Below are 12,409 nucleotides of genomic sequence, written 5' to 3' on the forward strand. Positions count from 1 at the left end.
AGCCAGTCATAGAGTAGAAAATTCAGGGAATTAACGTGTCAGAGGCAATATCTGCACGCTCTAACCATACGGGTTTATCACTTGTTTTTACCCATACTTTATGCAAGTAGCTGTAAAAACGGGCACGGTTTCGGCTAAATAACATAACAGGAAGCGCAATGACACCTACTGCGACAGCGCCAATACGCCGCAAGAGAACCTGATGCCGAGAATATTCACGATATGTAGACATAAAGACCCTCCTAAATGGGCAATACCTGTAAGATATACTAAATTTTACTCAATGAAATGAAATTTTACTACTGATCAGACCACTTTTTTAGTGCTTAAAATCACTCTTTTTTTGTCGGAACGTAATTTTATTACAAAAAAACATCTAAACAGAAACAAAACAAACATTTTAAAAACATAAAATTAACCCATTAGAATTTGCTAAACTTATTTTTTATAACATTGAATCAATCAAATTTATTTATATTTTACGTTTTCAGGTTCTCTTTTTAATCTTCTTTATATGGTCACTTTTATTTTCAATCGCCTGTTGTTATTAAAATGTAAACAGTTATTAAGATATAAACAGCTATTAAGAAGTAAACAAGGAGATAAGTGGTGAATAAATTACTCATTATTGTTGGCGCGATCCTAGTAGTGCTATTACTGTTCTATTTGATTTATGCGCTATTAAATGCGGAGGATTTCTAAATGGAAACCTCTTCTTTTCTGCTGATAGCCACTTTCTTATTATTTCTATTTATATTAAGTAAACCTCTTGGAAATTTTATCGCTAACCTAATCGAAGGAGAATTACCTCGCTGGATTACAAATACAGAAATAATCTTATGGCGTTGTTGTGGCTTACAAAAACCTGGTGATAACTTCAAAGAAATGAATTGGTGGCAATATACATTTGCCATTATTATATTCAATGTTGCAGGTTTGCTGTTATTATTTATCCTGCTGATAAGTCAAAAACATCTGCCACTCAATCCACAACATTTTGCAGGTATGAAATGGGATTTGGCACTCAATACAGCAATTAGCTTTATAACTAATACTAACTGGCAAGCCTACAGTGGCGAAAACACCCTCAGTTATCTGAGCCAAATGGCAGGATTAACAGTGCAAAACTTCCTGTCAGCCGCTACAGGTATTGCCATTGCGTTTACCTTAATACGAGCATTTTCCCGTCAGGGTGTAAAAACGCTGGGGAACGCGTGGGTTGACATCACTCGTATCACGCTATATCTACTGTTACCTCTGGCGATCATTTTTGCTCTTATCTTTGCCAGCCAGGGCGTGATTCAAAATTTCTCTCCCTATGTTGCAATCCATACCCTTGAAGGACAACAACAACTGCTCCCTATGGGGCCGGTTGCTTCTCAGGAAGCTATCAAGTTACTGGGAACAAATGGCGGGGGCGTATTTGGAGCAAATTCAGCACACCCTTTTGAAAACCCAAATGCCATCAGCAACTTTGTACAAATGCTTGCAATTTTCCTGATCCCTAGCGCCTTGTGTTTCGCATTTGGTCTGGTTGTCGGAGATAATCGCCAGGGTTATGCCTTACTCTGGGCAATGAGCATTATCTTCCTTATTTCTGTATCTGTTGTGATGTACGCCGAAACTGCGGGTAATCCCCACTTCATGCAATTAGGAGTCAACAGCAATATCAATATGGAAGGAAAGGAAAGTCGCTTTGGTATTCTTGTTTCCTCCCTTTACAGCATAATCACGACAGCAGCCTCTTGTGGAGCAGTCAATGCAATGCATGATTCTTTCACGGCATTAGGAGGCATGATACCACTCTGGTTAATGCAAATTGGCGAAGTCGTATTTGGTGGTGTAGGCGCCGGGCTCTATGGCATGTTGCTCTTTGTTCTGTTAGCCGTCTTTATTGCGGGTCTGATGATAGGTCGTGCTCCTGAATATTTGGGCAAGAAAATTGATGTTCATGAAATGAAAATGGTCGCTCTTGCAATTCTAGTTACTCCCTCTCTTATCTTGCTAGGAACGGCATTGTCAGTTTCGTTTGATGTGGGACGAGCGGCCGTAACCAATCCCGGAGCACACGGTTTCACAGAAATACTTTATGCTGTCACATCTGCGGCAAACAATAATGGTAGTGCTTTCGCTGGCCTAGAAGCCAACAACCTATTTTACAATCTGCTCTTAGGAATAGTGATGTTTCTTGGGCGCTTTGGTGTCATTCTGCCTGTACTGTCCATCGCTGGTTCCATGAGTAGTAAGAAACGCCAGCCGATCAGTAACGGTACGCTACCAACGCATAGTGCCTTATTCATTGGTTTACTCATTTTGGTCATCTTATTAATTGGCGCCCTCACTTTCATCCCCGCATTGGCTCTTGGCCCTATTGCTGAACATTTACAACTTTGGCAACTATCACATTAGGTGAAGTTGTGAGATACATTGTGAGATAAGTAATGAGAAATAAAAAACAGGCATTATTTGAATCCGATCTCATTCGCCAAGCGATTATCGATTCAATAAAAAAATGTCATCCAGCCATTCAGTGGCACAATCCGGTCATGTTTGTCGTTTATCTTGGTAGCGGCCTGACTACCTTGTTATGGCTCGGTATATTAATCGGTCAGGCAGAGGGCGATGCACGCTTTACTGGGGCAATTGCTTTATGGTTATGGTTCACTGTACTGTTTGCCAATTTTGCCGAAGCGCTGGCAGAAGGACGCAGTCAGGCTCAGGCTTCTAGCCTGAAAGGGGTAAAACAAACAACTTGGGCCACCAGACTTTCTGCACCCAGTCACGACGCGACAAAAGAGAAAGTCACTTCAGATAGTTTACGCAAAGGCGATATTGTACTCATAGAAGCGGGGGAAATTATCCCTTGTGATGGGGAAGTTATTGAAGGCGGCGCTTCTGTTAATGAAAGTGCTATCACAGGGGAGTCCGCCCCGGTGATCCGGGAGTCAGGAGGAGATTTTGCTTCCGTAACGGGGGGGACCCAAGTGTTATCAGATTGGCTAGTCGTAGAATGTTCTGTCAATCCGGGAGAAACCTTCCTCGACAGAATGATCTCAATGGTTGAAAGCGCCAAACGGCGAAAAACACCGAACGAAATTGCCCTCTCGATTCTACTGACTGCTCTCACCATCATTTTCCTGCTAACCTGTGCCAGCTTATTCCCTTTTTCCTTATTCAGTGTTGAAGTCAACCATGTCGGTGCTCCTATTACGGTCACAGTGGTGATTGCACTGTTAGTTTGTTTAATTCCCACCACCATTGGTGGATTACTTTCTGCTATCGGTGTTGCGGGTATGAGTCGCATGTTGGAAGCCAATGTCATTGCCACCAGTGGGCGTGCCATTGAAGCCGCAGGTGATGTAGATGTTCTGTTGCTGGATAAAACCGGCACGATCACATTAGGTAACCGTCAGGCATCTCAGTTTTTACCTGCTCCCGGTGTGACGGAGCAACAACTGGCTGATGCGGCTCAACTTTCCTCACTTGCCGATGAAACACCTGAAGGACGTAGCATCGTGATCCTGGCAAAACAACGTTTTAATATGCGTGAACGTGACCTGCGTGCCTTAAACGCTACGTTTGTTCCTTTTTCTGCCATGACCCGCATGAGCGGGGTCAACATTAACGACCGTATGATCCGCAAGGGAGCAGTTGATGCTATCCGCCGCCATATTGAAGCCAACCGTAGTCAATTTCCTGAAGCTATTAATCTACTGGTACAGCAAGTAGCAAGCAAAGGGGGGACGCCATTGGTTGTTGCCGAAAATCAGCGGGTTTTGGGAGTCGTTGCCCTAAAAGATATTATCAAAGGTGGTATTAAGGAGCGTTTCAATGAAATGCGTAGGATGGGGATCAAGACTGTCATGATCACCGGCGATAATCATCTGACCGCTGCGGCCATCGCCGCAGAAGCAGGAGTTGATGATTTTCTCGCAGAGGCCACACCCGAAGCGAAACTGACTTTAATCCGCCAATATCAATCTGAAGGGCGTTTGGTTGCAATGACTGGTGATGGTACAAACGATGCTCCCGCTCTGGCTCAAGCTGATGTTGCCGTTGCGATGAATTCAGGTACTCAAGCGGCCAAAGAGGCTGGCAATATGGTGGACTTGGATTCTAATCCCACCAAATTAATTGAAGTGGTACGTATTGGTAAACAAATGCTAATGACCCGAGGTTCTTTGACCACATTTAGTATTGCTAATGATATTGCCAAATATTTTGCCATTATTCCTGCCGCATTTTCCGTCACTTATCCGCAGCTTAATACTCTGAACATTATGCACCTCCATTCACCGCAATCGGCAGTACTGTCGGCGGTTATTTTCAATGCGATCATCATTATCTTTTTGCTGCCATTGGCTCTGAAAGGTGTCAGTTATCGTCCGATGAATGCACTGTCACTTCTGCGGCGCAATTTATGGATATATGGTCTTGGTGGTTTGCTTATGCCTTTTGCGGGCATCAAACTTATTGACATGCTACTTACAGCACTCGGTTTTAAGTAGTACAAATTTTGAATAAAACAATTTCAGATAATGCAGCTTTCAAATCATTAGATTCTAGAATTTGACTATCAAGTAAGGTGACAAAAATGATTTGGTTACGTTCTTCCATTGTTTTGTTGATATTTCTTACCCTGATCACCGGTATTGCTTATCCGCTGCTGATCACCGGGATCTCAGCAGCCTTGTTTCACCATAAAGCTACCGGTTCATTGATTGAACAGAATGGAAAATTGATCGGTTCTGAATTAATCGGGCAGGAATTCACCAAAGCCGTCTATTTTCATGGGCGTCCTTCCATGACTGCCCGACAACCCTATAATGCGCTATCATCCGGAGGAAGTAATCTGTCACCGACTAACCCGATTTTATTTCATAAAATACAACAACAGATTATTAAAATCCGTTTATTTAACTACCCGGGAAACCAGCCAATTCCTGTCGAGTTAGTGACAGCATCCGGTAGCGGACTTGACCCACATATTTCACCTGAAGCAGCCGAATTCCAGGCACAGCGCATCGCCACAATCCGCCACATACCAGTAAATGTAATTAATAAACTGATTCAGGAAAACACAACTTCTCCACTGCCGCACTACATTGGTCAACCTGTAGTTAATGTCCTGAAACTTAATCTGGCGTTAGATAACTTGCAACCACAAGGCCGATAATTTATGGATCAGACCGAACCACAACGCCCGGACCCAGACAATCTGCTAACATTGGCGAATGAGAAACCACGTGGCAAGCTGAAAATATTTTTTGGTGCTTGTGCCGGAGTAGGTAAAACCTATGCCATGTTACAGGAAGCCCAACGTTTACTGGCTCAGGGTTTGGATGTCATTGTCGGTGTCGTTGAAACACACGGGCGGCAAGAAACCGCAGCACTATTGAAAGGTTTGCCTCAACTGCCGCCAAAACATATCCACTATGCTAATCGCAGAATAGCAGCATTCGATATTGATGCTGCGATCGCCCGCCGCCCGGCCATTATCTTAATGGATGAATTAGCATTCAGTAATCCTCAAGGCTGCCGTCATCCTAAACGTTGGCAGGACGTGGAAGAGCTTCTGGAAGCAGGCATTGATGTCCTGACCACCATCAACGTACAACATCTTGAAAGCCTGAATGATGTTGTCGGTGGCATTACCGGCATCCGGGTGCGAGAAACCATTCCCGATCACATATTTGATAGTGCGGATGATGTTGTTTTAGTCGATCTTCCACCTGATGATCTGCGCCAGCGGCTCCACGAAGGCAAGGTTTATATATCAGGTCAGGCGGAACGGGCTATCGAACATTTTTTCCGTAAAGGAAATCTGATCGCCTTACGTGAACTTGCCTTACGTCGCACAGCAGATCGTGTGGATGATCAGATGCGTGCTTTCCGCGATACACGGGGAAAAGAGCCAGTGTGGCATACACGGGATAACTTACTGTTGTGCATAGGTGATAATGAAGGAAATGAAAAACTGATCCGCAAAGCTGCCCGGCTTGCCGCAAAACTGGATTGTATCTGGCATGCTGTTTACGTTGAAACCCCTAAACTGCACCGACTGCCAGAGGTCAAACGGCGTACTATTTTAAAAGCATTAAGGCTGGCACAAGAGTTGGGAGCAGAAACCGCTACACTTTCTGAGCCTCATAAAGAAAGGGCTATTCTTCGTTACGCAAGAGAACATAACCTCGGTAAAATCATAGTGGGGCGTTACCATAGTTTGTATTCAAAATTTTTTAACCGCAGATGGCGCTCTGATTTCGTTGAACGTTTAGGCAAACTTGGCCCCGATCTGGATATCATTATTATTGCTCTGGAAGATAAAAGACAAGGGCATACTCATAATAAAGAACACACCGATCACCGCTCATTTAATGAAAAGTGGCTCAGTCAAATCCCAGGCTTCGTGATGGCGATTATATTGTGCGCCTTAATCACCATATTTTCCCGTGCTGTTTTACTGCCTCTTGATAAAGCTAATCTGGTGACACTCTACCTACTCGGTGTTGTTGTCATCGCCCTGTTTTATGGACGTTGGCCGTCAGTCTTTGCCGCTTTTATCAATGTTGTCAGTTTCGATCTCTTTTTCGTTCAGCCACATTGGTCACTGGCAGTGAAAGATATGCAGTACCTGCTCGCCTTTATCGTCATGCTGATCGTAGGGGTTGTTGTGGGAAACCTGACTGCGGGTATACGTTATCAAGCCAGAGTTGCCCGCCATCGTGAACAGCGGACACGGCACTTATATGAAATTACCCGTGAACTCAGCCGGGCCTTGAATGAAGAAGATGTTGCCCGGATCAGCTACCACTTTTTATCTAATAGCTTTCAGGCCAAAACAGGACTGTTACTACCAGATAACAGCAACCGCCTATATCAGGTGAAATCCTACAATGGTGGGCAAATGTTGGTTGATGAAGCCATTGCCAAATGGTGTTTTGAGAAAAAACAACCTGCCGGAGCCGGTACGGATACGCTGCCGGGCGTACCTTATCAGTTGATTCCCATAGCGACTCCATCGCAAGTATTTGCTGTTCTTGCAATTGAATCACCTAACCTTCGTCAATTACTAGTACCGGAACAACAGCGGTTACTGCATATTTTTACTGGAATTATTGCTAACGCCTTAGAACGATTACATTTGGCCCGTGGTGCAGAAACAGCCAAATTAGATAACAAATGGAAACAATTGCGCAACGCATTTCTGACTGCACTGTCCCACGATTTACTGACGCCACTGACAATCCTCACTGAACAGACAGAAGCACTAAGATTAGATTTATCCATTGAAAATTCTCGTCATGCCAAGCAATTTCAGCAAATTCACCAACAAATCCTCAATACCTCACATCTGGTGAATAACGTTCTGGATATAGTACGTATTCAATCAGGCAGTCTTCAGCCCAATTTTGGCTGTTATTCATTGGAAAAAATTGTTGGTAATGCCCTGCATTCATTAAGCTATGCACTCAGCCGTTATCCTGTAGAACTTTCCCTACCCCCCAATTTAACCCTACAGTGTGACGCTTCCTTATTAGAGCGTGTTTTTATCAATTTATTGGAGAATGCCATCAAGTATACTAATCAAGATTCAGCATTAGGCATCAAAGCCATTGTTGAAAAAAAACAAGTTAATATTGAAGTTTGGGATACAGGTTCAGGTATTCCAATAGGGCAAGAACAATCTATCTTTGATAAATTCTCACATAATCACCGAAAATCAACTGTACCTAATGCCGGATTAGGGTTGACAATCTGTTATAGCATTATTGAAATCCATAACGGAAAAATATGGGCAACGAATAATGAAAAAGGTGGAGCCAGCTTCCATTTTTCCTTACCGCTTTGTTCTATTGCGCAGTAATCTCCACGGAAAAGCCGCAGTCACAGCTACGGCTTTCCTTTTATTATTGTTAAGCGTCGATTAACCCGCAGCGAGTACTTGATTGACAATTTCCTGAGCTTCCTGTTCAATTTTTTCACGGTGTTCAGCACCAAGGAAACTTTCACAATAGATTTTATAAGCTTCTTCCGTACCAGAAGGACGAGCAGCAAACCAGCCATTGTCGCTCATCACTTTCAACCCACCAATGGAAGCACCATTGCCTGAAGCGGTTGTCAAACGGGCCGTAATAGGATCACCCGCCAATCTATCAGCTTTAACCATTTCCGGTGACAATTTGGACAATTGTGCTTTTTGTTGATGGCTTGCCGGTGCCTGAAGACGGCTATAACTCGGTGTACCAAAACGCGCAGCTAATTTATTATAGCGTTGCTGCGGATTTTCTCCGGTAACCGCCATCATTTCTGCTGCAAGCAGACAAAGAATAATACCATCCTTATCTGTTGACCACGGTGTACCGTCAAAACGCAGGAAAGATGCACCCGCACTTTCTTCTCCACCAAAGCCCAATTCGCCTTTATATAGCCCATCAACAAACCATTTAAAGCCAACAGGAACTTCCACCAATTCACGTCCCAGATCAGTCACAACACGATCAATCATGGCACTGGAAACCAATGTCTTACCCACTGCAACTTTTTCAGACCATTGTTGACGGTGACGGAATAGATAATCCACTGCTGTCGCCAGATAATGATTAGGGTTCATCAAACCTGCTGGCGTAATGATCCCGTGACGGTCATAATCGGGATCATTAGCAAAAGCTAAATCAAACTTATCACGTAGTTCCAGTAAACCCGCCATTGCCCAACGTGATGAGCAATCCATTCTGATCACACCATCACGATCCAGCGTCATAAAACGGAATGTCTGGTCAATATTGTCATTCACCAATGTCAGATCGAGGTTATAGAACTCCCCAATACGCTGCCAGTAAGCAATACCTGAACCACCCAGCGGGTCAATGCCAATTTTCAAACCCGCCTTTTGAATGGCAGACATATCCACAACTTCACCTAATGCAGTCACATAAGGTTCAACCAAATCTTGTGGATGCAGATATTCACTTTTCAATGCCTGCTCATAAGGCTGACGTTTAACCCCGTTCAGGTTATTTGCTAACAATTCATTAGCACGATTCTCAATAACGGAAGTCAGATCCGTATCCGCGGGGCCACCATTCGGTGGATTGTATTTAATACCGCCATCTTCTGGTGGATTATGGGATGGCGTGATTACAATCCCATCTGCTAAATTTTTCCGCTGGCGATTATAAGACAGAATGGCATGAGAAATAGCAGGAGTTGGTGTAAAACCATTATTTTCCTGTACAACGACATCGACACCATTTGCTGTCAGCACTTCCAGCACTGAAATAAATGCAGCTTCAGAAAGTGCATGCGTGTCTTTCCCTACATAGCATGGTCCTGTGATATCGTGCTGCTGACGAACTTCCACAATAGCCTGAGAAATTGCCAGAATATGTGCTTCATTGAAACTATTGCGTCCAGCGCTGCCACGATGACCAGAAGTACCGAACTTAACGTTATGTGCCGGGTTTTCTGGATGGGGTTGTACGGTGTAATACTGTGAAGTGAGAAGTGCAACATTGATTAAGTCATGCTGCTGGGCCAGTTGCCCTGCCCTTGGATGAATTGCCACTTTAATTTCTCCTGAAAGGCTGCACTGGATTCCCCTCCAGTGCAGTATAAAACAGATAAGCTGAGTAGTTTAAAGTGCTAACTAAATCAGGTAGCTAAACTAGATAGTACTACACACCTTTTCAATCAAATTTGCTGGAAAACTCATCCCTTGCATAACATGTTCAATCATGCTGCGTTTGCGGTCAGTATTGGTATTGGTGATCACCCAAAAAGGGGTGCCGGGGATATGACGGGGTTTGGTCTGCTTACCACTGACCAGCAACGTATGTTCATCGCCTGCAAAATAAGTGCGGGTACGACCGTGCATCTCTTCTGTTGCTTTGGAGAAATTTCCACTGTCCAAATTATACAGTGTAGACAACACTAACATGAAACGCTCAACAGATTTTTTCTTTTCAGCATATTCATCGGAAAGCAATAATTCGCGCATAACACGAACAGTATCACGGGAACGTACAGCTGGTACTTTATCGACAGGGACAGGCTCGCTGGCAGGCTGTGTAGTTTGTACTGGCTGCCCGGCGTTCAATTTCAATATGCGCCGTAAAATATCAGATGCACTTTCACCGATATGCAGGGTTTGGCTTGCAATAAAGCGGTAAAGTTCTTCATCAACTTCTATCGTTTTCATTTCTATCCAGTACTGTTCTTAATGAAAAAATTATTCCCGGATTATAAGATATAATGCAACAAAAAAAAACAATTAAGCTTTCAATAACTTAAAGTGATTCTTTCCGCAATTAAGAATTGGGAAAAAAGTCGCTTTTCCCCTAAAATAAATCAATCAGTTACAACCATTTTGCCCCATTTTGTTTGTCCATGCTAATGTGTCATGATATTAAACTCTACAATATTAAACATTGTATGAATGGCATTAAACTCAGGCAAATTATGAAGTCAAACAATCAATTAAATTATCATTTACACAAACCGGAAAACCCACTGTCCTCCACACCAATTATTCTTATCCATGGGCTTTTTGGTGATTTGAACAATTTGGGAATATTAGGCCGAGATTTACAACAATATTATCCGGTTATTCAAATTGACGTGCGTAATCACGGTATTTCTCCCCGCTCGGAAAATATGAATTACCGCGATATGGCTCAGGATGTTTTAGCACTTCTTGATGAACTACTTGTTGATGAACTAAATGTACCGAAAGCTATCATCATAGGGCATTCTATGGGCGGCAAAATTGCGATGAGCATGACAGCAATTGCTCCTGAACGAATTGAAAAGATTGTAGTCATTGACATGGCGCCCGTGGCTTATCAGGTTCGGCAACATGATGGCATTTTCACAGCACTGAACAAAGTCACTGAAGCAGGGGTACAAACCCGACAAGCGGCAACAGATATCATGCGACAGAATATTCAGGAAGATGGTGTGATCCAGTTTTTGCTAAAATCCTTTCGCCAGGGAGAATGGAAATTCAACCTGCCTGTATTGCAAAAAGAATATGAAAAGATTATCGGTTGGAAAACGATCCCGGCATGGCATAAACCAGCCCTGTTCATTCGTGGTGGAAATTCAGATTACATTACCGAGGAATATCGGCAGGACATTATCAGACAATTCCCAAAAGCTAACGCATGGGTAATAGCTGGTGCCGGACACTGGGTCCATGCAGAAAAACCCGAAGCCGTACTCAGGGCAATTCATCGATTTTTAGGAACAGAATAATCATCATATCAACCCACCTGTAAACGTGGGTTGAACGCTGTTAGTAGCAACAAGAGATATATTCAATACTATCGTTAATAAGTTATTTTTTAATATTCTAGTTATTAAATCCTTATTTCCATACTTATTAAACTATATAACTAATACAAAAATAATTATATCTAAATTATTATTTATACACTAATGTTCTGTGACGAAATAAATATCAGGAAAAACCACACCAATAATAAATTTCATTCTTACCAAGTAAAAAACATCCCCTTCAATTGATATTAATTAAAGGATAAAAATCATGGACCCTAAAAACGTATATAATCCTATCGCAGATCTATATGAGAGTTTTTCAGACTCTGCCGCCCAAATCAACATCGAAATTCGGACTATCCTCAATCTGGCAGGGGATATACAAGGAAAATCCGTGTTAGATTTAGCCTGTGGATATGGTCTTTTTAGCCGATTGTTCAGAAACCACGGTGCTTCAAGAGTTGTGGGGGTCGATATATCACATAACATGATTGAGATTGCCAAAAGCAAATCGCAACAATACGGTGATAATATCGAATTTCATGTAAGAGATGCCTGCAATATGGAATCATTCGGAAAATTTGATCTGATAGTTGCAGCTTGGTTATTCTGTAATGCGCTATCACTTGAAGACCTTGAAATGATGTTTCGTTCAGTCGCAAAGAATCTAGCACCTAATGGTAAACTTATCGCTTATACCATTGATCCTGACTATCGGTTAGCAAAAGGAAACTGTATAAATTATCGTGTCAATATTCTTAGTCAAGAACCCTGGAAAGAAGGCGCTTTCGTCAAGGCAGAATTTCTTACCACTCCACCCAGTCCTTTTACCATGTATCAATGGAGTCGTGAACAACATAAAGCAGCGTGCAATAAAGCAGGACTGACACAATTAACATGGCATAAACCAACACTGTTACAAAGCGATATTGATAGTTACCCACCAGGTTTTTGGGATGATTTCCAGAATAACTGTCATGATATAGCATTTGTTTGTCAGTTTTAACACTATCAAATAATTTATCTCTTCATCTTTCAAAATGAACCAATCAAATAATAATTTGAAAGATGAAGAGAATATTAAATTGGAAAAAATAAATGGCCTAAGAATATAGGCTATTTAATTAAT

The 12,409-nt window shown here is 42.5% G+C and carries 10 protein-coding genes; 7 read left to right on the plus strand and 3 right to left on the minus strand.

Features of this window, described 5'->3' with window-relative positions; all coding sequences use genetic code 11:
* Positions 1–22: 22 nt before the first annotated feature.
* Entirely contained in the window at positions 23–232 is a 210-nt protein-coding gene (locus ABLA85_RS06375) for a YbfA family protein (RefSeq protein ID WP_367962353.1), read from the minus strand.
* Positions 233–609: 377 nt separating this feature from the next.
* On the opposite strand from ABLA85_RS06375, the gene kdpF reads away from it, so the two are divergent.
* The 5 genes from kdpF to kdpD all read left to right on the plus strand — a co-directional run bounded on the left by kdpF (position 610) and on the right by kdpD (position 7,867).
* Complete coding sequence (kdpF, locus tag ABLA85_RS06380; protein ID WP_069202319.1) at positions 610–702, plus strand: K(+)-transporting ATPase subunit F; 93 nt, start codon at positions 610–612, stop codon at positions 700–702.
* Complete coding sequence (gene kdpA / locus ABLA85_RS06385) at positions 703–2,409, plus strand: potassium-transporting ATPase subunit KdpA (RefSeq protein ID WP_367962355.1); 1,707 nt, start codon at positions 703–705, stop codon at positions 2,407–2,409.
* Between the two features lie 32 nt (positions 2,410–2,441).
* Positions 2,442–4,508 (plus strand): potassium-transporting ATPase subunit KdpB, encoded by a 2,067-nt coding sequence (gene kdpB, locus ABLA85_RS06390; protein WP_367962358.1) that lies wholly within the window; start codon positions 2,442–2,444, stop codon positions 4,506–4,508.
* Between the two features lie 86 nt (positions 4,509–4,594).
* On the plus strand, positions 4,595–5,176 hold the full coding sequence (gene kdpC / locus ABLA85_RS06395; protein WP_367962360.1) for a potassium-transporting ATPase subunit KdpC: 582 nt from the start codon (positions 4,595–4,597) through the stop codon (positions 5,174–5,176).
* Positions 5,177–5,179: 3 nt separating this feature from the next.
* Positions 5,180–7,867, plus strand: a complete 2,688-nt coding sequence (gene kdpD, locus ABLA85_RS06400; protein WP_367962362.1) for a two-component system sensor histidine kinase KdpD — start codon at positions 5,180–5,182, stop codon at positions 7,865–7,867.
* 60 nt (positions 7,868–7,927) lie between these two features.
* On the opposite strand, the gene pgm is transcribed toward kdpD, so the two are convergent.
* Both pgm and seqA read right to left on the minus strand, forming a co-directional pair.
* Positions 7,928–9,568, minus strand: a complete 1,641-nt coding sequence (pgm, locus tag ABLA85_RS06405; protein ID WP_367962365.1) for a phosphoglucomutase (alpha-D-glucose-1,6-bisphosphate-dependent) — start codon at positions 9,566–9,568, stop codon at positions 7,928–7,930.
* A 99-nt stretch (positions 9,569–9,667) separates the two neighbouring features.
* Positions 9,668–10,201 (minus strand): replication initiation negative regulator SeqA, encoded by a 534-nt coding sequence (gene seqA / locus ABLA85_RS06410; RefSeq protein ID WP_367962368.1) that lies wholly within the window; start codon positions 10,199–10,201, stop codon positions 9,668–9,670.
* 260 nt (positions 10,202–10,461) lie between these two features.
* Between seqA and ybfF the strand changes: the two genes are divergently transcribed.
* Positions 10,462–11,256 (plus strand): esterase, encoded by a 795-nt coding sequence (gene ybfF, locus ABLA85_RS06415; RefSeq protein ID WP_367962370.1) that lies wholly within the window; start codon positions 10,462–10,464, stop codon positions 11,254–11,256.
* A 292-nt stretch (positions 11,257–11,548) separates the two neighbouring features.
* Positions 11,549–12,286, plus strand: coding sequence for a class I SAM-dependent methyltransferase (locus ABLA85_RS06420; RefSeq protein ID WP_367962373.1), 738 nt, complete (start codon positions 11,549–11,551; stop codon positions 12,284–12,286).
* The last annotated feature ends 123 nt before the right edge of the window (positions 12,287–12,409 follow it).

The sequence above is a fragment of the Xenorhabdus sp. SGI246 genome (assembly GCF_040838225.1).
GTDB classification, from domain to species: domain Bacteria; phylum Pseudomonadota; class Gammaproteobacteria; order Enterobacterales; family Enterobacteriaceae; genus Xenorhabdus; species Xenorhabdus indica.

Excerpts from the sequence above, each read along its gene's own strand:
- ybfF (WP_367962370.1), top strand. The coding sequence starts at position 10,462 with ATGAAGTCAAACAATCAATTAAATTATCATTTACACAAACCGGAAAAC.
- kdpB (WP_367962358.1), top strand. The coding sequence starts at position 2,442 with ATGAGAAATAAAAAACAGGCATTATTTGAATCCGATCTCATTCGCCAA.
- kdpD (WP_367962362.1), top strand. The coding sequence starts at position 5,180 with ATGGATCAGACCGAACCACAACGCCCGGACCCAGACAATCTGCTAACA.
- ABLA85_RS06375 (WP_367962353.1), bottom strand. The coding sequence starts at position 232 with ATGTCTACATATCGTGAATATTCTCGGCATCAGGTTCTCTTGCGGCGT.
- ABLA85_RS06420 (WP_367962373.1), top strand. The coding sequence starts at position 11,549 with ATGGACCCTAAAAACGTATATAATCCTATCGCAGATCTATATGAGAGT.
- seqA (WP_367962368.1), bottom strand. The coding sequence starts at position 10,201 with ATGAAAACGATAGAAGTTGATGAAGAACTTTACCGCTTTATTGCAAGC.
- kdpA (WP_367962355.1), top strand. The coding sequence starts at position 703 with ATGGAAACCTCTTCTTTTCTGCTGATAGCCACTTTCTTATTATTTCTA.
- kdpC (WP_367962360.1), top strand. The coding sequence starts at position 4,595 with ATGATTTGGTTACGTTCTTCCATTGTTTTGTTGATATTTCTTACCCTG.